Source organism: Streptomyces sp. NPDC048671 (assembly GCF_055587045.1).
The window spans coordinates 182164-205548 of record NZ_JBVJHB010000002.1; the positions used below are offsets into that span (position 1 = coordinate 182164).

Annotated in this window: 20 protein-coding genes and 1 tRNA gene; 15 read left to right on the forward strand and 6 right to left on the reverse strand. The window is 70.5% G+C overall.

What is annotated here, in order from left to right; translation table 11 throughout:
- Window positions 1-17 precede the first annotated feature (17 nt).
- The 10 genes from ACZ6S6_RS05225 to ACZ6S6_RS05270 all read left to right on the forward strand — a co-directional run bounded on the left by ACZ6S6_RS05225 (window position 18) and on the right by ACZ6S6_RS05270 (window position 10057).
- On the forward strand, window positions 18-908 hold the full coding sequence (locus tag ACZ6S6_RS05225) for a polysaccharide deacetylase family protein (protein ID WP_362952867.1): 891 nt from the start codon (window positions 18-20) through the stop codon (window positions 906-908).
- A gap of 2 nt (window positions 909-910) precedes the next feature.
- Window positions 911-1816, forward strand: a complete 906-nt coding sequence (locus tag ACZ6S6_RS05230; RefSeq protein WP_362952865.1) for a polysaccharide deacetylase family protein — start codon at window positions 911-913, stop codon at window positions 1814-1816.
- Complete coding sequence (locus tag ACZ6S6_RS05235; protein ID WP_362952864.1) at window positions 1813-2736, forward strand: hypothetical protein; 924 nt, start codon at window positions 1813-1815, stop codon at window positions 2734-2736. The genes ACZ6S6_RS05230 and ACZ6S6_RS05235 overlap by 4 nt, the downstream gene beginning before the upstream one ends.
- The gene (locus ACZ6S6_RS05240) at window positions 2733-4391 is read left to right on the forward strand and encodes an ABC transporter substrate-binding protein (protein WP_362952862.1); all 1659 of its coding nucleotides are present in this window, start codon (window positions 2733-2735) and stop codon (window positions 4389-4391) included. The genes ACZ6S6_RS05235 and ACZ6S6_RS05240 overlap by 4 nt, the downstream gene beginning before the upstream one ends.
- Window positions 4392-4446: 55 nt before the next feature.
- Window positions 4447-5454, forward strand: a complete 1008-nt coding sequence (locus ACZ6S6_RS05245) for an ABC transporter permease (protein WP_469704060.1) — start codon at window positions 4447-4449, stop codon at window positions 5452-5454.
- Entirely contained in the window at window positions 5451-6374 is a 924-nt protein-coding gene (locus ACZ6S6_RS05250; RefSeq protein WP_469704061.1) for an ABC transporter permease, read from the forward strand. Before ACZ6S6_RS05245 ends, ACZ6S6_RS05250 begins: the two co-directional genes overlap by 4 nt.
- 5 nt (window positions 6375-6379) lie before the next feature.
- Window positions 6380-7408 carry an ABC transporter ATP-binding protein gene (locus ACZ6S6_RS05255; RefSeq protein WP_362952856.1) on the forward strand — a complete coding sequence of 343 codons (1029 nt, stop codon included), beginning with the start codon at window positions 6380-6382 and terminating at the stop codon, window positions 7406-7408.
- Window positions 7405-8544 carry an ABC transporter ATP-binding protein gene (locus tag ACZ6S6_RS05260; RefSeq protein WP_469704062.1) on the forward strand — a complete coding sequence of 380 codons (1140 nt, stop codon included), beginning with the start codon at window positions 7405-7407 and terminating at the stop codon, window positions 8542-8544. Before ACZ6S6_RS05255 ends, ACZ6S6_RS05260 begins: the two co-directional genes overlap by 4 nt.
- Before the next feature lie 48 nt (window positions 8545-8592).
- Window positions 8593-9846, forward strand: a complete 1254-nt coding sequence (locus ACZ6S6_RS05265; protein WP_362952852.1) for a PucR family transcriptional regulator — start codon at window positions 8593-8595, stop codon at window positions 9844-9846.
- 106 nt (window positions 9847-9952) lie between these two features.
- Window positions 9953-10057, forward strand: coding sequence for a class I SAM-dependent methyltransferase (locus ACZ6S6_RS05270; protein WP_362952850.1), 105 nt, complete (start codon window positions 9953-9955; stop codon window positions 10055-10057).
- A gap of 241 nt (window positions 10058-10298) precedes the next feature.
- On the opposite strand, the gene ACZ6S6_RS05275 is transcribed toward ACZ6S6_RS05270, so the two are convergent.
- Window positions 10299-10372 (reverse strand) — tRNA-Pro (locus tag ACZ6S6_RS05275).
- A 49-nt stretch (window positions 10373-10421) separates the two neighbouring features.
- Complete coding sequence (locus ACZ6S6_RS05280) at window positions 10422-13055, reverse strand: ATP-binding protein (RefSeq protein WP_469704063.1); 2634 nt, start codon at window positions 13053-13055, stop codon at window positions 10422-10424.
- A 109-nt stretch (window positions 13056-13164) separates the two neighbouring features.
- On the opposite strand from ACZ6S6_RS05280, the gene ACZ6S6_RS05285 reads away from it, so the two are divergent.
- Both ACZ6S6_RS05285 and ACZ6S6_RS05290 read left to right on the forward strand, forming a co-directional pair.
- Window positions 13165-13746, forward strand: coding sequence for a DUF309 domain-containing protein (locus tag ACZ6S6_RS05285; protein WP_469704064.1), 582 nt, complete (start codon window positions 13165-13167; stop codon window positions 13744-13746).
- Window positions 13747-13841: 95 nt separating this feature from the next.
- Window positions 13842-14162, forward strand: coding sequence for a hypothetical protein (locus tag ACZ6S6_RS05290; protein ID WP_362952844.1), 321 nt, complete (start codon window positions 13842-13844; stop codon window positions 14160-14162).
- 26 nt (window positions 14163-14188) lie between these two features.
- Here the strand turns inward: ACZ6S6_RS05290 and ACZ6S6_RS05295 are convergent, their stop codons facing one another.
- Genes ACZ6S6_RS05295 through ACZ6S6_RS05305 form a run of 3 tightly spaced genes read right to left on the reverse strand, consistent with a single transcriptional unit; the run spans window position 14189 to window position 18277 of the window.
- A complete protein-coding gene (locus ACZ6S6_RS05295; RefSeq protein ID WP_362952842.1) occupies window positions 14189-15415 on the reverse strand; it encodes an NAD(P)/FAD-dependent oxidoreductase in 1227 nt (408 codons plus the stop codon).
- Complete coding sequence (locus tag ACZ6S6_RS05300; protein ID WP_469704065.1) at window positions 15412-16824, reverse strand: FAD-dependent oxidoreductase; 1413 nt, start codon at window positions 16822-16824, stop codon at window positions 15412-15414. Before ACZ6S6_RS05300 ends, ACZ6S6_RS05295 begins: the two co-directional genes overlap by 4 nt.
- A 19-nt stretch (window positions 16825-16843) precedes the next feature.
- The gene (locus ACZ6S6_RS05305) at window positions 16844-18277 is read right to left on the reverse strand and encodes an FGGY family carbohydrate kinase (RefSeq protein ID WP_469704066.1); all 1434 of its coding nucleotides are present in this window, start codon (window positions 18275-18277) and stop codon (window positions 16844-16846) included.
- A gap of 321 nt (window positions 18278-18598) precedes the next feature.
- Here ACZ6S6_RS05305 and ACZ6S6_RS05310 point away from each other — a divergent pair, with 321 nt between their 5' ends.
- Window positions 18599-19606 carry a hypothetical protein gene (locus ACZ6S6_RS05310; RefSeq protein ID WP_469704067.1) on the forward strand — a complete coding sequence of 336 codons (1008 nt, stop codon included), beginning with the start codon at window positions 18599-18601 and terminating at the stop codon, window positions 19604-19606.
- Window positions 19607-19683: 77 nt separating this feature from the next.
- Complete coding sequence (locus tag ACZ6S6_RS05315) at window positions 19684-21213, forward strand: amino acid permease (protein WP_469704068.1); 1530 nt, start codon at window positions 19684-19686, stop codon at window positions 21211-21213.
- 50 nt (window positions 21214-21263) lie between these two features.
- Here the strand turns inward: ACZ6S6_RS05315 and ACZ6S6_RS05320 are convergent, their stop codons facing one another.
- Complete coding sequence (locus tag ACZ6S6_RS05320) at window positions 21264-22031, reverse strand: sulfite exporter TauE/SafE family protein (protein WP_362952832.1); 768 nt, start codon at window positions 22029-22031, stop codon at window positions 21264-21266.
- A gap of 139 nt (window positions 22032-22170) precedes the next feature.
- Here ACZ6S6_RS05320 and ACZ6S6_RS05325 point away from each other — a divergent pair, with 139 nt between their 5' ends.
- The gene (locus tag ACZ6S6_RS05325; RefSeq protein ID WP_469704069.1) at window positions 22171-23334 is read left to right on the forward strand and encodes a substrate-binding domain-containing protein; all 1164 of its coding nucleotides are present in this window, start codon (window positions 22171-22173) and stop codon (window positions 23332-23334) included.
- Window positions 23335-23385: the final 51 nt, after the last annotated feature.

Sequence of the window (23385 nt, forward strand, 5' to 3'; positions counted from 1 at the left end):
GTTCGGAAGGATCTGCGATGGACGAGTTCCTGGGCTACCGTGCCCTCGACCGACGGGAGAAGCTCCGACTCCCGGGCGGCAAGCGTGTCGCCGTGAACGTGGTAATGAACATCGAGCACTACGAATACCTGCCGCCGGCCAATCCGCACCGCGACTACTTCTACCGCGTTCCCGCGAAGCCCGACAACATCGGCTATGCCTTCCGGGATTTCGGCAACCGGGTCGGCTTCTGGCGCATGCTCCGCGTACTCGACGACTCCCCGGCCAAAATCACTTGTTCACTCAACTGTGAGGTGCTGCGATTGTATCCGGATGTGGCCGACGCGATGGTCGACCGCAAATGGAGCTTCATGAGCCACGGCACCTACAACAGCAGGCTCCTGTTCGGCGAATCGGAGAACGCGGAGCGGGAATTCTACGACTACACCATTTCCACGGTCCGGGATCTCACCGGATACCACATGCGCGGAATGCTGGGTCCGTCGTTCAGCGCCACCCCCGAGACCTACCGCCTGATGGCGGAGGCCGGTATGACCTACACGACCGACTGGTTCATCGACGACCAGCCCTTCCGGCTGGACGGACCGCGCGGTGGCGGCCTGGTCGGCGTGCCGTATTCCCGGGAGGTCAACGACGCCCTGCTGTTCCCCGGTTCGCCGATGTACGGCCTGGACAGCGACTACTTCGCGGCGATCGTCGAGGCGCAGTACGCGGTGCTGTCCGAGGAGGCGACGCGGCATGACACGGCCTACGTCATGACGGTCGCGCTGCATCCGCTCTACATGGGCATTCCGCACCGGATCGGGCATCTGGCGCTGATGCTCGAACGGCTCGCATCGCACGACGACATCTGGTGGACGACACCGGAGCAGATCGCCGCCCACGTCGACGACATCGGATGGTGTTGAGCATGCAACTGGTCAGGCCACTGCACGAAACCGACGGCAGTCCACAGCCCGCTGCGAACAGCGGCTGGCCCAACGAAGCGCGCTTGGGCGTCGTGGTGCTGATGCACCTCGACCACGTCCCCGCTCTGCCCGGCCCCAATCCCGGCCTACCGCCAGTGAGCGTCGCGCGGCGCGGCCCGTATCCGCAGATCATGGACGTGCACACCACGTCGCAGCACGAGTACGGCCTGCGGGTCGGCGCCTTCCGGATCCTCGATCTCCTCGACGATCTGGAGATCCCGACGTCCACGGCCATCGACGCCTACTCCGCCCGTCACCGGCCCCGGCTGGTGGAACGTCTCGCGGAGTCGGACGCCGAGTTCGTCGCGCACGGAGTCGACGGAATCAGCATCCTGCACGACGGGATGGAGCGTGCGCGGCAGCGCGCGTACCTCGCCGAATCGGTGACCGCCATCGAGGAGTCCTGCGGCGTCCGGCCGTCTGGCTGGAGCGGACTCGACTACGCCCAGTCCACCACGACGCTGGAGGATCTCGCCGAACTGGGGATCCGCTGGACGTCCGACTGGCCCGATGACGAGACGCCCAACGTCCTGCCCACGGCGCACGGAGACGTCCTGAACATCCCGGTCTCGATCCACCTGGATGACGTCTTCTCCCACCTCAAGCGCGGAATTCCGATCGAGAAGTGGGCCGAGAACATCGTGACCTCGGCCCGGGTACTCCTCGACGAGGAGGCACCCCGTGACCGCACGCTGGTGCTGGGACTCCATCCCTGGCTGATCGCCCAGCCGTTCCGCTTCGCGCACCTGCGTGAAGTCATGCGCACCCTGCGCGAGATGGAGGGACTGTGGTGGGCCCGCGGCTCGGATGTCGTGGCCCATCTGGACAACGAGAGGACCAGGGGATGAAGCTCAACCTGCTCGCGCGGGAGCTCGGCGCCTCCGTGGTGGACTGCTCGGACGAGTTCTTCGGAGCCGCCGACGCGCTGCTCGTGGCCGCCGCGCCGCAGCGGCCGGGCACCTACGGTCTACGCGGCGCGAATGTCGACGGCTGGGAGAGCCGCCGGCACAACCCCGACCACGACTGGCTGATCTTCCGGGCCGCCCACCCCGGCCGGATCGAAGAGATCGAAATGGAGACGACCGGCTTCCGCTTCAACGCTCCCACACGTATCGGTGTCGATGTGGCCGATCGTCCGGACGGGCCCTGGCGGGAGATCCTCGCCGACGCCGCGGTCGAACCGAACTCCGTGAACACCTACCCGGTGCCCGAACCCGGGGCGTCCGCCGCGTTCGTACGACTGCGGGTGTGTCCCGACGGAGGAGTGGCTCGGCTGCGCGCGTACGGCGTGGTCGATGTCGCGCGCAGCCGACCGCCGGCCGGAGTCCGGCTGTCCGACATTCGGCTGGGGTGCCGGGTGCGGGCGTCGACGGGCTCCTTCGGTGATCCGTGGGCGGTTGTCTCGCACGCCGTGCCCAGCAGTACGCATGACGGCTGGGAGACCCCGCGCCGGTCCGCCGCCGATCAGCACTTCGTGGAGCTCTCGTGGCCAAAACCGGTGCGGCTGCGTGAACTTGAGGTGGTGGCCAGTCCCTTCCGGGGCAACTGTGCGGACCGGATCGCGATCGAGGCCTTCATCGCGGACCGGTGGGAGGACATCGACACCTTCGACATCACCTCCGGGGCGACCACGGAGGTCGAGTTCGCCTCCCCCATCGACACCCAGCGTGTCAGGACGCGTGCGCTGCCCGACGGGGGGTTCTCCCGTCTCTGGTTCTACGGCGATCTGCCCTCGCACGAACAGGTTCAGGATCAGGAGGAGCAATGAAGCTCAGACACACCGGGGTCGTCGCGCTAGCAAGCACGATGCTTCTCGCCTCATGCTCGGCCGGCGACGGCGGGGCGACGGGCGGCGGCAAGGCCGGCTCGAAGACCCTCATCTATGGCGCCGCGGGCGCACCGACGCTGTTCGACCCGTTCTACACCTCGGACGGCGAGACCGCCCGGGTGAACAACCAGATGTACGAGGGCCTGCTCAGCCTGCGACCCGGCACCGCGGATCCGGCTCCGGGCCTGGCCGCCAAGTGGGACCAGAGCAAGGACGGCAAGACCTGGACCTTCCAACTGCGCGAGGGCGTCAAGTTCCACGACGGCACCGGTTTCGACGCTGCCGCAGTCTGTGCGAACTTCGATCGCTGGTACACTCAGCCGGAGATCGCGCGCACCTCCGCGGTCAGCCACACCTGGGTCAATGACTTCGGTGGGTTCAAGGGTGACAAGACGCCGTCGCTGTACGCAGGTTGTGATGCCGAGGGCGACGGTACAGTGGCGCTGCGCCTGACCAGGCCGAGCTCCAAGTTTCCCGCCATCCTCGCGCACGGCACCTACGCGATGTCGAGCCCTGCGGCGATGAAGAAGTACGACGCCAACAGCGTGCGCGTCAGCGGTGAGGGCTTCGCCTTCCCGGCGTACGGTCGGCTGCACCCCACCGGGACCGGACCGTTCAAGTTCACCTCATACGACGACTCGACCGGCACCGTCAAGCTGGAACGTAACGACGGTTACTGGGGGGACAAGCCGAAGATCGGCGGCATCGAGTTCCGGACGATCCCGGACGAGACCGCCCGCCGCCAGGAGCTGGAGGCAGGCGCCATCCACGCCTACGACCTGCCTGCCCCGCGCGACTGGAAGAGCCTGGAGGAGAACGGCGCCCAGGTCATCACCCGGAAACCCTTCAACATCCTATACCTCGGTCTCAACGCCAAGACCACGCCCGCGCTGAAGGACCTGCGGGTCCGCCAGGCGATCGCCTGGGCGATCAACAAGAAGCAGATCGTCGAGACTCTGCTGCCCGAAGGCTCGGATCTGGTGTCCCAGTTCGTCCCGACCTCGGTGGACGGCTACAACAAGGACGTCAAGGGCTATCCGTACGATCCGAAGAAGGCGCGCGAGCTGCTCGCGGAGGCCGGTCAGTCGGATCTGAAGATCGAGCTGTGGTACCCCACCGAGGTGACACGGCCCTACATGCCCGAGCCGAAACGATTCTTCGATCTGATGAAGAAGGATCTGGAAGCCGTCGGGATCACCGTGGAACCCGTGGCCAAGCCCTGGGCAGGCGGCTACCTCAGCGGGCGCGAGGCCGGCGCGGCACCCGTCTACCTCCTCGGAACCACCGGTCACTACAACAGCGCTCAGAACTTCCTGGGAATCCTCTTCGGGGCGGTGGACAACGCCTTCGCCACCGGGCTGCTGGGCTTCGGGCAGCAGCTCGTCGACGATCTCGACGCGGCGGACCAGGAGCCGGACCCGAAGAAGCGCACCTCGATGTACCGCACGCTCAACGCGAAGATGTCCGCAGACTGGCTGCCGTCGATCCCGATCGCCAGCAGCCCCTCCGCCCTGGTGCTCAGCAATCAGGTGCACGGTGTCGTCGCCAGCCCGGTGGGTGGCGAACAGCTGGCCACAGCCACCTTCGGCGAGTAGCCCAAACCCGTTGTGGGGCGTACGACCACGTACGCCCCACACCGATTGGACCCACATGTACAAATTCATTCTCCGAAGGACGGTCCAGGCCGGTGCCACGTTCCTCGCGCTGAGCGCGCTCCTGTTCGTCTGGTTGCGGAGTCTGCCCGGCGGACCGCTGGACGCACTGCTCGGGGAGAATGCGAGCCCGCAGGACCGCGCGAAGCTCGTCGAGTCGCTCGGACTCGACGAGCCGATCTGGACTCAGTACACCAGCTACCTCGGCCGATTCTGGAACGGCGATCTCGGGGTCTCGACCGGGGTGTGGCGGGGCGCACCGGTGACCGACGTACTCATCACCCGGGCTCCGGCGACAGCGGAACTCGCCCTGTGCGCGCTGACCATCGGCACGCTGCTCGGCGTGTCCATCGGCTACTGGGCAGCGACTCGACGCGGCCTGGTCGACTTCGCGTTCCTGAGCTTCTCGGTACTCGGCCTGGCCGTCCCGGTCTTCTTCACCGCGTTCGTGCTCAAGTACGTCTTCGCTGTCCGGGCCGGCTGGCTGCCGCCGTCCGGCCGGGCCAATCTGCAGGGGCTGATCCCCACACCGACCGGCTTCACCCTGATCGACTCGCTGCTCGCCGGCAACGGAGCGGCCTTGATGGAGAGCATCAGATATCTGGCGTTGCCCACGATCGCGCTGTCGATCATCCCGTTCGCGGTGATCTTCCGGCTGACCCGGGCCTCCGTCGCCGAAACGCTCCAGCAGGACTTCGTCCGCACCGCTACGTCGAAGGGGCTGCACACCGGGACGGTTGCCGGACGGCACGTGCTGCGCAACTCCCTGCTGCCTGTGGTCACGGTGATCGGCCTCCAGGCGGGCGGACTGTTCGCCGGAGCCGTACTGACCGAGACCGTCTTCAACTACCGAGGGCTCGGACAGTCGATGGCACTCGCCTTCACGACGCGTGACTACGCGGTGCTCCAGGCGCTGATCATGGCGGTCGCGGTGCTCTACCTGTTCGTCAACATCGTGGTCGACATCACGAACGCACTGTGCGATCCGAGAGTGAGGATGCAATGACGTTCGTCCGAAGAGGTGACGCGCAGACGCTTCAGGCCCAGCCGAAGCCGGCCGGGCGTTCGACCACGCGCACGCTGCACCGACTGCTGCGCCAGCCGGCCTTCCTGGTCGGGTCGGCCATCACCTGTGTATTCGTGATCCTGGCTGTGGCCGCCCCGCTGCTGGCGCCGCACGACCCGTCGGCACCCCTGCTGCTCGACCAGGTGCGTGCGCAGGCCAATCCTGTGCCGGGGCCACAGGAGGGCTTTGTGCTGGGCGGCGACGCGGCGGGGCGGGACCTTCTGTCCCGCCTGCTGGTGGGTGCCCGCCAGACGCTGATCGTCGGCGTGCTGGCGACGCTCGGCGGGCTGGTCGGCGGCGCGGCGCTCGGGATTCTCGCCGGAGTGTTCGCCGGCAAGGTCGACACGTTCGTCATGCGCGTCGTGGACGTCATGCTCGCGATCCCGTCCCTGCTGATGGCGTTCTCGATCGCGGCGCTGTTCGCCCGTCCGAACGAGTGGACGCTCATCATCGCCATCGCGGTCGTGCAGATCCCGGTCTTCGCCCGTCTGATGCGCGGTTCGATGCTCGTCCAACGCGGGACGGACCATGTGCTCGCCGCCCGTGCCCTCGGGGTGCGGCCCGGGGCCATCGTGTTCCGGCACATGGTGCCCAACGCCATGGGCCCGGTAATCGTCCAGGGCACGCTGAGTCTGGCCGTGTCGATTCTGGACGCCGCGGCGCTGTCGTTCCTGGGCCTGGGTAATCCCGACGACGCGCAACCGGAGTGGGGCCAGATGCTCGGCGGCGCGCAGCAGCACTTCAACTCCTATCCTCATCTCGCGATCTACCCGGCGTTGTGCATCATCGTGGTAGCTCTCGGCTTCACCCTGGCCGGCGAATCCCTTCGCGAGACCCTCGATCCGCGGACGCGGAGGTAGATGTGATGACCGCAGGCACACCGGCGGCCCGCCGCGCGGAACCACTGCTCTCGGTGGAGGACCTCTCTGTCTCCTTCACACGGCCGGGGGCCGAGCCGTTCAGCGCCGTGGACGGGGTGAGTTTCGAGGTGGGTCCGGGCGAGGTCGTCGGCCTGGTGGGCGAGTCCGGCTGCGGCAAGTCGGTCACCTCGCTGGCCATCATGGGGTTGCTGCCGAAACGTGGCACCCAAGTCCACGGGCAAGCCCGGTTCGACGGAACGAACCTCCTCACCCTTTCGGACGCTGAGCTGCGCGATCGGCGTGGGGCCGACATCGCGATGATCTTCCAGGACCCGCTGTCCTCCCTCAACCCCGTCGTGCCACTCGGCATGCAGGTCGCCGAGGTGATCCGGCGGCACCGACGCACGGGCCGCTCACAGTCGCTGCGCCAAGCCCAGGAGATGCTCGAACGGGTCGGAATCCCCGACGCCGCCCGGCGGATGCGCGAGTACCCGCACGAGGTGTCCGGCGGTATGCGCCAGCGCGTGCTGATCGCGACGGCGCTCGCCTGCGAGCCACGCCTGCTCATCGCGGACGAGCCGACCACCGCGCTCGATGTGACCATCCAGGCGCAGATCCTCGCGCTCCTCAAGGAACTGGTGGTCGGATCGGGAACCTCATTGATCATGATCACGCACGACCTGGGCGTTGTGGCGGGGCTGTGCGACACGGTCAACGTGCTCTACGGCGGACGGATCGTCGAACGGGCGGGCCGCTACGACCTGTTCGAAGGACCTCGGCACCCGTACACAGGTGGTCTGCTCGACTCTGTGCCGAGTCTGGACGGCGACGGGCAGCGCCTGCACGCGATCCCGGGGTCCGTCGCGGACAACATCCCCTGGTCCCAGGGGTGCGCGTTCGCACCGCGCTGTCGCTCGGCCACCGACCTCTGCCTCGCGATCAGCCCGACCTGGGAGGGCGCGCCGGAGCACCTGATGCGTTGTCATCACCCTCTCCCGGAACCCCTGGCAGCCACGAAGGAGCAGACGTCATGACCGCACAGACCGTGCGAGCCCACCCGGACACCGACGCTGAGCCGCTCCTCGTCGTACGCGGCCTCAAGGTGCACTTCCCGATCCGCCGCGGCGTCCTGTTCGACCGGACGGTCGGGCGGGTGCACGCGGTGGACGGCATAGACATGCAGATCCGCAGCGGGGAGACCTACGGGCTGGTCGGCGAGTCTGGCTGCGGCAAGTCGACCTTCGGTAGGGCGGTACTCCAACTGACGCCCGTGACCGCCGGGGAGATCCGCTTCGGCGGGACCGACCTGCGCGCCCTGCGGGGCGAGAGGCTACGGCGCCGGCGCCGGCACATGCAGATGGTGTTCCAGGATCCGTTGGGCAGTCTGGACCCGCGGCAGAGCGTGGAGCAGATGTTCCGCGAGGGGATGAAGGCACACGGTCTGGCGCGGGGCGACGTGAGTGACCGTCTGCACGAACTGCTCGACTCCGTCGGGCTGCCGCGGACCGCCCTCGGCAAGTACCCGCACGAGTTCTCCGGGGGGCAGCGGCAGCGCATCGGCATCGCCCGAGCCCTCTCCGTGGAGCCCCGGTTGATCGTCGCCGACGAACCGGTGAGCGCGCTGGATGTGTCAGTCCAGGCACAGGTGATCAACCTGCTGGAGGACGTCCAGGCCCGATACGGACTGACGTACCTGATCATCGCGCACGACCTCGCCGTGGTCAGACACGTGAGTGACCGGATCGGTGTGATGTACCTCGGCGGCCTCGTCGAGGAGGCACCGACGGCCGGGCTGTTCGCCCGCCCTCTGCATCCGTATACGCGCGCGCTGCTGTCGGCGGTGCCGCTGCCCGACCCCCGCCGGGAGGACACCAGGGAGCAGATCCTGCTCCATGGCGACCTGCCCAGTCCGGAGAACCCACCGCCCGGCTGCCGATTCAGCACCCGGTGCCCGTGGAAGCAGGCCACGCGCTGCGACAGCGAGCGGCCGGTTCTTCGGGTGCTGGAGGCGCCGGGGGCGAACCCGGCCCATCGCGTCGCCTGCCATTGGGCCGAGGACATCAACTCGGGCGCGCTGCGCCCCTCGGTGTCCGCCACCGTCACGGCCCCGGCGGCCAACTCACCGTCGCCACTACTGGCCGCCGACAATGCCAGCGAGAGTGAGAGCTGACGTGGTATCAGCCATCCACGGCCTGCTCCTCCGGCGGAGGAAGGCACGATGAACGGCCTGCTTACTCAGCACCTCCACGAACTGGTGCAGTCCCTCGCCGCGTCCCTCGACGTGCCCGTCGAGCTCACTGACCTGCATCTGACCCGAGTCGCCCGGTCCGTGCCCACCGGGTCGTCGGACGACTCCCGCGCCGAGCCGGTGTCACCGCGCCATCTCGGCCTGAGCACGCGCGCGGTGACACTGATCTGCGAGCCCGTGTACATCGGCGGCAGCGTGGATCTCGGGATTCCGTCGACCCTGGTGATGCCCCTGAGTTCGCCCGGATCGGCGCCGGCCCTGCTGCTCTGGATCACCTGCTCGCGCGGTCCCCTGTCCTCGGACCGGGTGGCGAGCGTGAGCCGGATCGCCGAGGCAACCGTGCTCTCCCTGGAGACCGCCGGACTGCTGGTCTCGCCGGAGTGGGCCGACGACGAGTACGGACGCGCCTTCGCCACGGGGGATCTGGCTGCACTGGACGTACTGCTCGGCCAGGCGATCCGCGAGGGCCGACTGCAGCACGACGAGGCCTTCGTCTGCCTCGCGCTCTCCGTGCCTGGCGCGATCGGCGCCGCGTCCTCCGTGCCCGCGGCGCACCAGCGGTTGGCGATCCTGACGAACAGAGTCGCGGAAACGCACCCGCGCAACCGGTGCCTCATCGCCTCCAGCGGATCGGTCAGCTTCGTGCTCCTCGCACCACATCCGCGGGACGTGCATCCCGCGCTGCCCGAACTCCTAGCGACGAAGGCGGCGGACCTCGTCTTCCGCTCGCGCCCGCAGGGGGCCGACGAGGTCCCCTGGCTGGTCGCCGCCAGTACGGTCGTGTCCGGCCGGGCCAGTACCGCTGTCTGGCAGGCGCGGCAGAGCCTGGACCTCGGCGACAGCCTCGGCTGGCGGCAGCAAGTGATCCGCTGGGACCGCGCGGGACACATGGCCGGCCTCGCGGCGGTGCCGACCAACATCCTGGTGCACCACTTCGTCAGCCCATCGCTGAGGTGGCTGCTGGAGGACGAATCGGCCACCCCTCTCGTCGAGACGCTGCGCGCCTACCTCACCGCGGCGGGGAACGTGAAGCAGGTCGCCACTGACCTGTACCTGCACCGCGCGACCGTGTACCACCGGATCCGCAAGGTCGAGGGGCGGCTCGGCCTTGACCTGTTCAGCGGCTACGGCCGGCTTGAGGTGCACGCGGGGCTCCTTGCCTCAGACATCATCGCGAGCCGACTGGCCGTCGGCGGCGACGACGCGGACACAGCCAAGAGGTGACCGCGCCGCGTTCCCGTCGCCGGGGCCACCGCCGGCGAACGGCGAACGGCGAAGCGGCCGAGCAGGGATGCTCCACTGGTTCTGTCATCGCGCGCCCCACCGGGTCGTGGACATCGGCTCCGGAGCCGGCCACTACGCCGTCCACCTCGCCCAGACCCACGGCGCACTCGTCGATGCGGTCGAACTCTCGCCCACCTGGCTTTGGCAGTGACAACTGATTCCAGTGGTAGGTCGGTTTTGACTCCGGTTGGCGGTCTCACGGGCATGATCTGTAGGTGAGAACTGACTCCACTCTGCGGCCCGATAGAGCCCGCACCGCGCTCACTGCCGAGCCCGATCGTCATGACCCGCGGATCTCGGTCAAGGGCGCCGGTCCCCAACTGGTCCCCAGAAACGATCAAGGGCCGGTTTCGGATTGCCCCGAAACCGGCCCTGACCTCGACTCTCTCGAGTCGGGACGACAGGATTTGAACCTGCGACCCCTTGACCCCCAGTCAAGTGCGCTACCAAGCTGCGCCACGTCCCGCTGCGAATCCCCCGGTGTCCCCGGGTGGCTGCGCAGGACAAACATTACCTCACTCGGTGGACCGGATCGACGCCCGTGCCTGCTGGGCGCGGGTCGCCAGGGATTCCGCACCGCAGGCCGTGGCCAGCTTGTGCGCCCGCGCGAGTTCTCTCGGGGAGCGGGTCGCGATGCCGTGCTCGACGAGGGCGACCGCGAACTCGTAGCCGGAGGGGGATGCCTCCAGATGACGGACCGCCTCACCGAGCAGGCGTTCGGCCTCCTCCGCAGGGGCGAAGAGCGAGACGCAGCGCAGTGCCTCACCGATCGCGGTCTCCGTTCCGAAGCGCTCGGCGCGCACCCGGGCCCAGTTGGCGATCCGGGCGGCGCGGGCCGGGTCCTCGTCGGCCAGCGCGCGTGCCAGGTCGCCGGCCCAGGGGGCCCAGATGCCGTTGAACCTGCCGCGCGGTTCGAGGGCCTGGCCGGCGGCTTCCAGTTCGGTGACGGCTTCCTTCATACGGCCTTCGGCGAGCAGCAGGCGGCCCCGTACGCACGGGGCGTCGGGGAGGACCATGGCGCTGGGGTAGGGCAGCCCGAAGTCGTACTGGTCGGCGATCTTGCGGGCCTCGGTGACACGGCCGCGGGCCAGCAGTGTGTCGATGAGCAGGCAGGCGGCGTCCCAGTGGACGGGCAGTCCGCTGCCGACCCGGTCGGCGAGGCGCAGGCCCTCGCGCAGGAAGCCCTCCGCCTCGGCGAGGCGGCCGCGACGGCGGTTGACCAGGCCGAGGAGCGTATGGGCGAAGGCCAGGTGGGCGCCGCTCCAGCCGGAGATCTCGAAGGCGCGCACCGCTTCGCCGAAGAGTTCCTCGGCGCGGTCGAGCCGGTCGGTGAAGGCGTAGGTGATGCCGAGCAGAGTGGGGAGTTCGAAGCCCCATTCCGTATCGGTCCAGCCGAGACCGCGGGCGGGATGGCCGTTGACCAGGGCGCGTTCGCAGAGGTCCACGATCAGCTGGGAGTTCTCGCCGCGCAGCATGGCGTCGAAGGCGCGCAGGGTGAGCAGGGCCCGCTCGGCGTTGTCCCGGCCGGTGAGGTGGTCGGCGTTCGCGGCGAGCCTGCGGGAGCGGCCCGGACCGTCCTCCTCGGTCGCCTGCATGCCCTCCCAGAGGAAGTGAGCGGCCTGCAGTCGCATCAGACCGGGGCCGGGCGCGGTGCGCTCGGCCTCCGCCGCGAGGGCGAGCGCCGCCTCCTTCAGCTGGTTGTTGTGGGACAGCGCGGCGGCGAGCCGGAAGGTGGCGTCGACCCGCAGGTCGTCGGCGAGACCGGGAAGGCCGAGCGCGGCCCGCAGATGCCGCACCGTGGTGGGCGGTGAGCTGAGCAGCGTGGCACAGCCCAGTTCGTAGAGCAGGGTGGCGCGCACATCGTGGCGCGGCGGTTCCTGAAGGGCCCGTTCCAGACAGCGGCGGGCCGCCTCGGGAGCGCCGACCGCGAGGTGCTGGTTGGCCGCTGCCCGCAGTTGCTCGACCAGCTCCTGGTCGTCGTCCGGATGGACTTCGAGCAGATGCCGGGAGGCCGCGGCGGGGCCGAGACCGGCCCGGGTGATCGCCCAGGCGGCCCTGCCGTGCATGGCGGTGCGGGTGGCCGGCGGAATCGAGCGGTACACGGCGGTGGCGATCAGCGGGTGCACGAACTCCAGCGGGTCGAAGCCGCTGACGATACGGGCCTCGCGCAGCCGGGCCGTGCAGTCCGCCGCCTCCGCGGGGCTCATTCCGGCCAGGGTGGCGGCGAGGTCCTGGGAGATGTCGGTGCCCAGCACAGCGGCGGCCCAGGCGAACCGGTTGGCATTGGTGCCGAGCCGTTCGAGCCGGGCGACGAGTCCGCTGCCGCGGGCCGACGCACCGAGTTCGCGCAGCAGCCCGGCGGACTCCTCCAGCGGGGCCAGCTCGCGGTCCTGGACCTTGGCGACGAGTTCGACCGCCTCGTACGGGTTGCCGCCGGTGACGGCCCAGACCTCGCGGCAGAACGGGTCGTCGGCATGTTCGCCGAGGCCCGCGCGGACCAGTTCCGCGGTGGCGTCCGGGGTGAGGGCCCGCAGGGCGACCCGCACCTGTGCCGGATGGCCGCCCGCGGCGGTGCGCGCCGCTTCCCTGGCGGCGAGCTCCTCCGGGCGGTGCGCCTGGACGACCAGGACCCGCAGTTCACCGAGCCGGGCGGTGAACGAGGCCAGCCAGGCGAGGGACTCGCCGTCGGCCCAGTGCGCGTCGTCGATGAGGAGCAGCAGTGGGCGGTGGCTCAGCCGGGAGGCGAGCCGTGAGACGACCCAGTCGAGACCGTCGCGCACACCCTGCGGATCGGGCTGCGGGCCGGTCGGTTCGGCGAGTCCCAGGGCGGGCGCGGCGATCTCGTACCAGGAGCCGAACAGGGCACGTACGTCGTCGGTGGGGAGCTGTTCCAGTTCGGGCTGCAGCAGTTGGCGTACGACGTGGAACGGTACGGAGGTGACGGTCTCGCCGCCACGTGCGGACCAGACGGTGCACCGGTCTGCCGCCATCGCCTGGATCTCGGCCAGCAGTGCTGTCTTGCCGATGCCTGCTTCACCGCTGAAGATCAGTAACCCGCCGGATGCCTGCGCGCCGCAGAGTGCGTCGACGGCTTGCGCGGCGGCGGCCAGTTCCGGTTCGCGCTCGTACAGCGGCCGGGACGGTTTCATGCCTACCCTCCCCCAAAGTGGTACGGACAACTGTCGAGAATAGTCGTGCGCGGGTGCTCACCAACAGTGCTTGAGGGAGTTCGCCGCAGGTGCGGGGCACAATCGAGGGGTGGACGAGACTCGCAGGGACCGCGACACCGAAGGCCGGGCGCACAACGCGCGCCCCCGTGACGGGCTGGGGCGCCCCTTGCCGTACGGCTCGCCGGGGGTGGAGCGGCAGCCCGAGGGGGTGGTCCGTACCCCGGAGGAGACCGTCCGGGAGGCGCAGCGGCTGCTGGACGCCGGGATGCCGTTCCATGCCCATGAGGTCTTCGAGGACGCGTGGAAGTCGGGCCCCGCGGCGGAACGGGATTTGTGGCGCGGGCTGGCCCAGCTGGCTGTCGGGCTGACCCATGCCGCCCGGGGCAATGTGACGGGCGGGGCGCGGCTGCTGCGACGGGGCGCGGTCGCGCTCGCGGAGTTCACCGAGCACGGTGCTGCCGGGGCGTCCGGGGGCGCGAGCCCGTCCGACGCCGCCGCGTCGGGGCACTCCGGCGGCTCCGGTGGCTCCGGCGGCTCCCCGGCGCACGGGATCGGTGTCGGTGCGCTGGTCGGCTGGGCGCGCGAGCTGGCGGGGCGGGTGGAGGAGCCGGGCGCGGAGCCCGTCGACGCCGCTGCCGAGGCGCCGCGCCTGCGGGCCGGGCGCCGGTAGGCCGGACGGCGGCGGGCGGCGGAGCCTCGTCCTTCCCCTCCCCCTTGACCGAGAGCGGCGAACAGGGCCGCGCGAAGCTATTACCATCCCGCGTCATGAGCACTTCTGACCAGGACCAGGCCGTGGACACCCCGATACCCGCACCCGAGGCCGAGGAGCGGCGGCTGACGCCGCGCCAGGCGAGACGGCTGCGCATCGTTCTGTCCTCCGTCGGCATGGCCGCGATGGCGGTCGTCCTGGGGCTGCGGATCGCGAGCCGGTCCTCCGTGCTGGTGGTCGGGGTGTACGGGCTGGCGCTGATCCTGTGCGGGATCGTGATCGAGCTGAGCAGGAACGGCCGGACCAGGCTGGGCAGTTGGCTGCTGGGCATCGGACTGGTGGCGGCGATCGGTTCGGACTGGCTGCTGATTCCCTGACGTGAGCGGCGCCGGCCCCTGCGCGGTCAGCGCACGGAGATCCGTACGGTGTCGCCGTGCGGATCCGCCCGGTCCAGCCAGTCGGCGGACAGCTGGAAGGGGAGGCCGGGCCGGGCGGGCAGCAGCAGCCGTCGCCGGTGCAGCAGCCGCCCGTTCTGACGGACCACGAGCAGCGGGGCGGTCAGCCGCCGCTCGGTGCGCAGGACGAAGCGGTTGTTCAGTGGCCGCTCTCCGTCGGGGCCGATGAGATTGGGCGCGATCCACGTCAGCGGGGCCTCGACCGTGAGCGCCGTACGGCCGGCGGGCCAGGACCCGGTGGCGAGGTGGCGCAGTACGGGGGCGGCGGCGGCCCGCCCCTCGGCCGCCGCGGTGCCCGCGCTCTCCACGGCGTGCAGCAGATTGCCGACGGCGAAGACGCCCTGCTCGCCGGTGCGGTACGAGGCGTCGTGGGCGGGGCCGCGGGTGCCGGGGTCCAGGGCGATCCCGCCTCGTCGGGCGAGTTCGTGGTCGGGGATCCAGTCACCCGTGAAGACCACGGTGTCGCAGCGCAGCGTCGCGGTCCGGCCGTCGTGGTGGCGCACCGTGACGCCGGTGAGCCGCCCGCGCCCGGTCAGTCCGGTCACGGTGGTGCGGCTGAGTACCGGGGCGCCGGGGCCCCGGCGCAGCACGGCGAGAGGTACGGGCGGATCGCCGGTCACCAGGGCGGCCACCTCCACTCCGGCGGCGCGCAGGGTGTCGGCCGCCGTGTGGGCGACGGGTTCGGCGCCGACGACCACCGCTCGTGTACCGATGTGCTGGTGGTGGAGGTGGACGGCCCGCTGGAGTTCCCCGGTGGTGTAGACGCCGGCGGGGCGGGTGCCGGGGACGAGCCGGGCGCTGCGGGGGCGTTCCCGGGCGCCGGTGGCGAGGACGACGGCGCGGGCGGTGATCCGTTCCAGTCCGCCAGGTCCGGTGGCGTCGAGGGTGCGCGGTCCGGCCCAGCCCGTGACGGTGATGCCGGTGCGCAGGGTGGCGCCGGCCCGTTCGGCGGCGGCCGTGCACCGCAGGGCGTACTCGGGCCCGCTCGTGCCGCCGGTGTCGCGGCGGCCGCCGAAGCCACCGTGGTGGCAGTGGCGCGGGATGCCGCCGGCGCTCTGCTCGCGCTCCAGGACCTCCACCCGCGCCCCGGAGGCGGCGAGTCCGGCCGCCGCGCCGAGTCCGGCGGGGCCCGCGCCGACGACCAGCACGTCGACCGTACGCTCGCGGCGGGTCATGTCCGCGTCCCCTCGATCAGTGCGCGGAGTCCGGCCCCGCAGTGGAAGCCCTGGCAGCGCCCGTTGCCGGCCCGCGTCCTGCGCGCCAGCCCTTGGGCCGAGCGCGGCGGGAGCACGGAGTCCAGCGCGTCGCGGATCTCGCCCGCGGTGACGCGTTCGCAGTGGCAGACCACGGTGCCGTAGGCGGGGTCCCGGGCGATGAGTCCGGCGTTCAGGTAGGGGCGGTCGCTCGTCTCGCCGAGGCCTGGCATGGTGACGGGCGGCAGTTCGGCCGGGTCGCCCAGGTCTAGTCCGGTCCGGGCGAGAAGGGCGGTGACGTGTGCGGCGATGGCCATGGAGGCGGTCAGCCCGGTGGACCGGATGCCGCCCACGGCGATGTAGCGCCGGTCCGGGTACTCCTTGATGCGGTAGTCCTCGTGTCCGGTGGCCGCCCGCAGCCCCGCGTAGACGGCGGTGACCTCCTCGTCGGTCAGCCGCGGCAGGATCCGGCGGCCCTTCTCCCGCAGCAGCGCGATCGCGTCCTCGGTCGACTCGGTGGCGGCCTTGTCGTCGAGGTCCTCGGCGGTCGGGCCGAGCAGCACGTTGCCGAAGACGGTGGGCGCCACCAGGACGCCCTTGCCCGCCGTGGTGGGGACGGGGAGCAGGATGTGGCGGACGAGCTCGCGGGCGAGTTTGTCGTACACGATGAGCTGTCCGCGGCGCGGTGTGACGGTGAAGGCGTCGTGCCCGAGCAGCCGGTCGATCTCGTCGGCGTGCAGTCCGGCGGCGTTGATCAGCCGGCGGGTGCGGAGCGGGCCGCGGGTGGTGGTCAGCGTGTGGATGCCGGTGCCGGGGTCGATGCCCGTGACGCGGCAGTCCAGGTGCAGATGGACGCCGGCCAGGACTGCCTGGGTGGCGAAGGCGAGCGGGGTGGTCCAGGGACAGATGACGGACTCGTCGGGAATCTCCAGTGCGCCGAGGGCGCCGGGCCCCAGGTGGGGTTCGAGCTCGGCGAGGCGGTCCGCGTCCAGGAGCCGTGCCGCGTGGTAGCCGTTGGCCTCGGCCTTCGCCAACAGGGCGGGGAGCACGTCGAGTTGTTCGCTGTCCCAGGCCACGAGGAGGGCGCCGACACGTTCGACGGGGATGCCGGTCTCGGCGGCGTACCCGGCGAGTCTGCGCTGCCCCTCACGTACCAGCCGGGCCTCCAGCGAACCGGGCACGGCGTCGAACCCGGTGTGCAGGATCGCGGTGTTGGCCTTGGACGTGCCGTTGCCGATGTCGTCCGAGGCCTCGACGAGGGCGGTGCGGACACGGTGGCGGGCCAGCTCGCGGGCGATCGCGGTGCCGACGACTCCGGCGCCGATGACCGTGACGTCGTAGGGCGGGCCGTCGGGCAGCGGCTGCCCGGCCGTCGTGACGGTGCGGGTCACCGGCCGCTCCCGGCAGTGGTCACGACCGCTCCAGGAGGGTGTCGACGGCAACGCGGAATCCGGCGAGGCGCTCGGCCGCCTCGTCGGGACCGATCCTCGGCTCGTACACCGCGGCCGGTTCCCAGTGGGGCACGGCCTGCCGGAGCGAGAGACCCGGGTCGAGGCCGAGCCGGGCCACGGCTCCCACGCCGAGCGCGGTGACGTCGGGCAGCGCGGACACCTCGACGGGCCGTTGCAGCAGGTCGGCCTGGGTCTGCATGAGCAGCGCGGAGCGGGTCAGCCCGCCGTCGACGCGCAGCACGCCGGGCCGCGCTCCCAGATCGGCCGCCACCGCTTCGGCCAGCTCGACGACCTGTGCGGCGATGCCCTCGCACAGGGCCCGCACCAGATGGCCGGCGGTGGTGTCCAGGCTCAGTCCGGTCACCGATCCGCGCAGGTCGCCGCGCCACCAGGGGGCGGCGAGCCCGGCGAGCGCCGGTACGAAGGTGACGCCCCCGGAGTCGGGGACGGAGCCGCCGACCGGGTCGAGGTCGGCGGCTCCGGAGATCACCTTGAGGTCGGTGAGCCAGCGCACCGCGGAGGCCGCCGTGTAGACCTGTCCGTCCAGGCAGTAGCTGGTCTGTCCGCCGAGCCGCCAGGCCACGCAGCTGACGAGTCCGGTGGAGCTGCGGCGCGGCGCCGGGCCGGTCTGGGCCAGGAGGAACGCACCGGTGCCGTAGGTGCACTTGGCGGTGCCGGGTTCCAGCGCGCTCTGTGCCAGCAGGGCGGCCTGCTGGTCGACGAGGAGGCCGGTCAGCGGGAGCTCGCCCCCGAACGCGGTCGTCGTTCCGAACACTCCGGCGGCGTCGACCACCGAAGGCAGGCGTTCGCCGCCCAGGCCGAAGATGTCCAGGGCGGCGGGTGACCAGCCGACCCGGTCGAGATCGAGCAGCTGGGTGCGCCCGGCCGTCGCCGCGTCCGTGACGAACGCACCGGTGAGCCGGTGGACCAGCCAGGAGTCGCTGGTGGTGACGACTCCCTCGCGGGTCAGTTCGCGGCGAATCCAGGCCATCTTCGGGGCGGCGAAATAGGGGTCGACGGGCAGTCCGGTGAGTTGTTTCAACTCTTCTTCGTGTTCGGCGAGTTCGGCACACAACTGGGCGGCCCGCCGGTCCTGCCAGACGATTGCGTCGGTGAGCGGTCTTCCGGTGTCCGGATCCCAGGCGAGCACGGTCTCGCCCTGATTGGCGAGACCGACCGCGGCCACCGGTTCGCCCGCTTGGGCCAGGGCCCGCTTTCCGGCCTCGACGACCGACCCGTACAGCTCGGCGGGGTCGGCCTCGACCACTCCGCCGGGACCGAACCGGGGGCGTACCGGAGCCGAACCGGAACCGATCACGCCGCGCTCCGGGCAGATCACCAGCGCCTTCGTTCCGGAGGTCCCCTGGTCCACAGCGAGTACCGGACCTGTCATCGGCTCCCCAGTGATACGCAAGCTCCGGCGCTTGAACGGAATCGTGATCTTCGGTTGCGGGAACCAAGAGTGGTGCAGCCCAGCGGCTACGTCAAGCACCCGTAAAGGCTATCTCCGGAACCCTCCTTCAACGCTCAACTTCCCGTTTGCTCAAGTGACTTGAATAAGATCCACGAATCATTCGGGGCTTCGACGCAACGGGCTCTACACTCACCGCCGAGCAACAACCGGACGCTTTACAGCAGTTCATATTTCAACAGCTACTTCACCCCCCACGTCCTTGAGGATCGATGAGACCGACACCATGCCCAGAGGGCATCCATGGCCAACAGTGATTTCCGGCCGGTTTACCATCCGGCCGGCCACGACAACGAACTCCGTTCCGTGTTACAGGACTTACGGACAGGCCGCTGGCTCTCCATGCGCAATCTGCTGGAGAACACCCCGGACTGGGCCCGGTGGACCCAGCGCACCCAGGTGCTCGGAGCGGTCGCCGCGGGTTCGGACGCGGTACAGGCCTGGCTGGCCGAGGAGCCCCGGAGCGTCGCGGCCGCCGTGATGCACGCCCGGGTCGTCGTGGAGCGGGCCGTCCGCGCCCACCGCGAGGGGCACCGCCGGGCGCAGGAGCTGTGGCAGCAGGCCTGGGAGGCGTGCCGCTCGGCCGCCCACGCCTCGCCCGCGGACCCGGTGCCCTGGGTGTGCCTGCTGGCCCTCTCCCAGCTGGACGAACGCCAGCGGCTGGAGGAGCACCGGCTGCATCCGCCGGGGCCCATGCTCTTTCCGGGACCGTGGGGTCTGCTGGCGGAGGCGGACAAGCGCGATCCGTTCAACCGCGAGGCCTACCACCGGATGCTGCAGTTCGTCTATGCGCGCAAGGCCGGTGGCGCCCTCTCCGAAGCGGTCAACTTCGTTCAGTGGGCGGCCTCATCGGCGCCCGAGGGGTCCGCCCTGCATGTGCTTCCGCTGTACGTGCGGGTCGAGCGCTACCGCCGCGAACGCGGCCATGAGAAGGCTCTGGACCTGCACTGGGTCACCGAGGACGCAGAGCGCGACGCCGTCCGCGCTCTGAACATCTGGTTCCTTCGCACGTCCGCGCCCAGCCACACCCTGCTCGACCTCAGCTATCTGGCGCACGCGCTGTGGGGCGCGCTCCAGTTCGCCGACGCGGCACCGGTGTTCAAGGAGCTCGGCCCCTATTTCACCTCGCTGCCCTGGGCGTACCGCACCCGTACGCCCAAGGAACCCGGCGGCGCCGAGGAAGTGTTCCTGCGCGCCCGCAGCCGCGCCCTGGCCGCGGCCCGCGACCCCGGCAGGGGACCGCACGGCTGAGCCGGAACCCGCACCGACCTCTCCCCCGCGCCGCCCGTCCCTGTCCCCAGCAAGAACACCGCTCACGGAGGTCCCCCATGTCCATATCCACCTCGAACCACACGGGTTCCGAGGCCAACGCGCCGAGGGACGATGAGCAGCGGCTTCGCGAGCTCGGCTACCAGCCGGTGCTCGCGCGGCGGATGGGCGGCTTCGGCAACTTCGCCATCAGCTTCTCCGTCATCTCGATCCTCTCCGGCTGCATGACCCTGTACGGATTCGGTATGTCGACCGGCGGGCCCGCGGTGATGCTGTGGGGCTGGGCCGGCGTCGGCCTGTTCGTGCTCTGCGTGGGCATGGCGCTCGCCGAGGTCACCAGCGCGTACCCGACGTCCGGGGCGCTCTACTACATGGCGGACCGGCTCGGCGGCCGCAAGTGGGGCTGGTACACCGGCTGGCTGAATCTGCTCGGGCTGCTCGGTGCGATCGCCGGTATTGACTACGGTGCCGCGCTGTTCACCGGCGCCCTGATGAACCTGCAGTGGGGATTCACCCCCACCCCGGGCAGGACCATGGTCATTTTCCTGTGCATCCTGCTGCTGCACGCGGTGCTGAACCTCTTCGGTGTCCGGCTCGTCAGCGTGCTCAACTCGGTCAGCGTGTGGTGGCACCTGGCCGGCGTCGCGGTGATCGTCTCCGTGCTGGCCATCGTCCCCGCGCACCACCAGTCGCCGTCGTTCGTCTTCACCGAGTTCGTCAATGACACCGGCTGGGAGAACCCGCTCTACGTGGCCGCGATCGGCCTGCTGCTGGCCCAGTACACGTTCTGCGGCTACGACGCCTCCGCCCACCTGTCGGAGGAGACCTCGGACGCCTCGGTCTCGGCGCCCCGCGGCATCGTCCGTGCCATCTGGGTCTCCTGGGTAGCCGGCTTCGTGCTGCTCGCCGGGCTGACCTTCGCGATCCAGGACTACGCGGGCACCCAGGACAGCGCCACCGGAGTACCGCCGGCCCAGATCCTGATCGACGCGCTGGGCACCTCGGGTGCCACGGCCATGCTGCTCATCGTGATCGCGGCGCAGCTGTTCTGCGGCAACGCCGAGGTCGCCGCCGCCAGCCGGATGGTGTTCGCCTTCAGCCGGGACAACGCGCTGCCGGGCTCCGCGCTGTGGCGCAAGGTGAGCGCCCGTACGCAGACGCCGGTCAACGCGGTGTGGCTGTCGGTCGTCGTCGCCGGACTGCTCGCCGTTCCGTCGCTGTACTCCGCGACCGCGTACGGTGCGGTGACCGCGATCAACGTCATCGGCATCACGCCCGCCTACGCGATCCCGATCTTCCTGAAGCTGCGTGCCGGTGACCGTTTCGAGCGCGGGCCTTGGCACCTGGGCCGCTGGTCGAAGCCGGTCGGCTGGATCGCCGTGGTGTGGGTCTCCATCGTGACCGTGCTGTTCCTGCTGCCGCAGTCGTCGCCGGTGACGATCGACTCGATGAACTACGCGTCGATCGCGCTGGTCGCCGTGCTGGTGCTGGCCACCGTGTGGTGGTTCGTCGCGCGGCGTTCGTACAGCACGCCGTCGGCGTACGGCAACGCCCGTGAGCAGGCGGAGATCGAGGAAGGCATCATCTGATCCACCGGCCGCCGGCCCTTCCGGATCACCGCGATCCGGGAGGGCCGCCCTCAGTTCAGCAGCAGTTGGAGACCGCCCAGCACGGTCGCCCCGATGACGAGGCGTTCGAAGAGCGTCTGGTTGATGCGGTCCACGCACTTGCGGCCGATCCAGGCGCCGGGGAGCACGAACAGCAGCATGCAGGCGTCGAGCAGCAGCGACCGCGCGTCGATCAGCCCGAGGCCCACGCTGAAAGGCACCTTGGACGTGTTGACGATCAGGAAGAACCACGCCGAGGTGCCGAGGAAGCCGAGCTTGCGGAACCCGGCGGAGAGCAGATAAAGCGACATGACGGGGCCGCCCGCGTTGGCGACCATGGTGGTGAAGCCGCCGAGCACCCCGTACGAGCGGGCCTTGAGCCGTTCGGCCGCGGCCGGCGGGCCCGCGTCCGCCGACGGCTCCGCGCTCCCGGCCGCGGTGCGGCGCCGCCAGAGCGTGACGCCCGCCATGAAGAGGAGGATCGCGCCGATCGAGGTCCGTACGGCGGCGTCGCCGGCCCACATCATGAACAGCGTGCCCGCCACCACGCCGACGGCGACGGCGGGAAAGAGCCGCAGCAGCGTCGGCCAGTGCGCGTGGCGGCGGTAGGTGAGTACGGCGAGCACGTCACCGGCGATGAGGATCGGGAGCAGCACTCCGGTGGACTCGCGAGCGGGGAGCACCGCCGCGAAGACCGCGAGGCTGATCGTGTTGGCACCGCTGACGGCCGTCTTGGAGAAGCCGACGAGCGTGGATGCCGCGGCCAGTGCCGCCAGTTGCCACAGGGTGAGAGTGTCCATGCCAGGAACAGATCGTAATCTGCCATGCTTTCCGGCCTTCACCCAGCCGGGGAACCCGCATGGCTATGCTGCGCTCCAAGCGCTCACACGAAGCGTTCAAACGCACAACGCGCAGCGGTACGGCGAGGGGGCCAGCAGCATGCGGGAGCCGGTTGAACTCAGGCGTCAGCGGATCATGGCGGTGGTGGAGTCGCGGGGCGCGGTCAAGGTCAGCGTGCTCGCCGCCGAACTGGACGTCTCGGTGGTCACGGTGCGGCGCGATGTCGAGGAGCTGACCAGGGCCGGGCGGCTGCGGCGCGGTCACGGCGTGGCCAGGCCGCTGCGGGATCCGGCCGGAACCGCCGCCGTGCCGGCCGCGCGGGAAGGTGAGCCGGCCGGTGAGGGCGGCGCGGTCGCCCTGGTCGTGCCGGAGCGGCATTCGTACCTGTACGAGACGCTGCACGGCGCCCGCAGCGTGCTGGAGGAGGCCGGGATCCGTATCGCGCTGCACATCGCACCGCAGTCGGCCGGTGCCGAGCGGCCGCTGGTGGAGCGGGCGCTGGCGGACGGGGCGCGCGGGCTGCTGATCGCCCCGCGATGGCGCAACGCGCTCTCCGAGGAACAGGACTACGGCTGGCTGGCGGACGTGGAGGTGCCGACCGTCCTGATGGAGCGGCGGCCCCGGCCGGGCAGCGCCCTGCACGCCCTGGACTCCGTCTGCTCGGACCACTGGTACGGGACGCACCTCGCCGTGGAGCACATGGTGGCGCTGGGCCACCGCCGGATCGTGCTGGCCGCCCGTGACGACAGCCCGACGGCACGCACCGTACGTGCCGCGTTCGCCGAAATCGCGGCCGGCCGGCCCGAGGTGGAGGACTGGACGGTGGTGCTGAGTTCGCCGGACGCGGTGCCGGGACCGGGCCCTGACGAGTCGGGGTCCGGTCCCGGCGCCCCGTCCGTGAGCGGTGCCCACGCGCCGGATCTCGACCTCGCCGCGCTGCTGCGCGAGCGCGGCGCCACGGCGGCGGTGCTGCACGGCGATGTCGATGCGCTGATGCTGGTGCAACGCCTGGCCGAGAGCGGTGTGCAGGTGCCCCGGGACTGCTCGGTGGTGGCGTACGACGATGTGGTCGCGGCGCTGGGCAGCACCCCGCTGACCGCGGTGGCGCCACCGAAGGCGGAGATCGGCAGGGCGGCCGCCGAACTGCTGCTCCACCGGCTCTCCGCAGCGGCCGGGGCGGCCGGCCCGGTGCGCCGGACGCAGTTGCTGCCCGAGTTGAAGGTACGTGGATCGGCGCGGGCGGTCACTCCCGCCGCGGACTGATCGTTTGACCGCTTAAATTTTCTTCTGAGCGATCTATTGACCGTCTCCGAT

Bases quoted from the DNA above. Each gene is read 5' to 3' on its own strand.
- ACZ6S6_RS05225 (WP_362952867.1), top strand. From the start codon at position 18: ATGGACGAGTTCCTGGGCTACCGTGCCCTCGACCGACGGGAGAAGCTC.
- ACZ6S6_RS05295 (WP_362952842.1), bottom strand. From the start codon at position 15,415: ATGACCCGCCGCGAGCGTACGGTCGACGTGCTGGTCGTCGGCGCGGGC.
- ACZ6S6_RS05245 (WP_469704060.1), top strand. From the start codon at position 4,447: ATGTACAAATTCATTCTCCGAAGGACGGTCCAGGCCGGTGCCACGTTC.
- ACZ6S6_RS05280 (WP_469704063.1), bottom strand. From the start codon at position 13,055: ATGAAACCGTCCCGGCCGCTGTACGAGCGCGAACCGGAACTGGCCGCC.
- ACZ6S6_RS05320 (WP_362952832.1), bottom strand. From the start codon at position 22,031: ATGGACACTCTCACCCTGTGGCAACTGGCGGCACTGGCCGCGGCATCC.
- ACZ6S6_RS05305 (WP_469704066.1), bottom strand. From the start codon at position 18,277: ATGACAGGTCCGGTACTCGCTGTGGACCAGGGGACCTCCGGAACGAAG.
- ACZ6S6_RS05240 (WP_362952862.1), top strand. From the start codon at position 2,733: ATGAAGCTCAGACACACCGGGGTCGTCGCGCTAGCAAGCACGATGCTT.
- ACZ6S6_RS05250 (WP_469704061.1), top strand. From the start codon at position 5,451: ATGACGTTCGTCCGAAGAGGTGACGCGCAGACGCTTCAGGCCCAGCCG.
- ACZ6S6_RS05235 (WP_362952864.1), top strand. From the start codon at position 1,813: ATGAAGCTCAACCTGCTCGCGCGGGAGCTCGGCGCCTCCGTGGTGGAC.
- ACZ6S6_RS05260 (WP_469704062.1), top strand. From the start codon at position 7,405: ATGACCGCACAGACCGTGCGAGCCCACCCGGACACCGACGCTGAGCCG.
- ACZ6S6_RS05230 (WP_362952865.1), top strand. From the start codon at position 911: ATGCAACTGGTCAGGCCACTGCACGAAACCGACGGCAGTCCACAGCCC.
- ACZ6S6_RS05315 (WP_469704068.1), top strand. From the start codon at position 19,684: ATGTCCATATCCACCTCGAACCACACGGGTTCCGAGGCCAACGCGCCG.
- ACZ6S6_RS05290 (WP_362952844.1), top strand. From the start codon at position 13,842: ATGAGCACTTCTGACCAGGACCAGGCCGTGGACACCCCGATACCCGCA.
- ACZ6S6_RS05255 (WP_362952856.1), top strand. From the start codon at position 6,380: ATGACCGCAGGCACACCGGCGGCCCGCCGCGCGGAACCACTGCTCTCG.
- ACZ6S6_RS05310 (WP_469704067.1), top strand. From the start codon at position 18,599: ATGGCCAACAGTGATTTCCGGCCGGTTTACCATCCGGCCGGCCACGAC.
- ACZ6S6_RS05265 (WP_362952852.1), top strand. From the start codon at position 8,593: ATGAACGGCCTGCTTACTCAGCACCTCCACGAACTGGTGCAGTCCCTC.
- ACZ6S6_RS05325 (WP_469704069.1), top strand. From the start codon at position 22,171: ATGCGGGAGCCGGTTGAACTCAGGCGTCAGCGGATCATGGCGGTGGTG.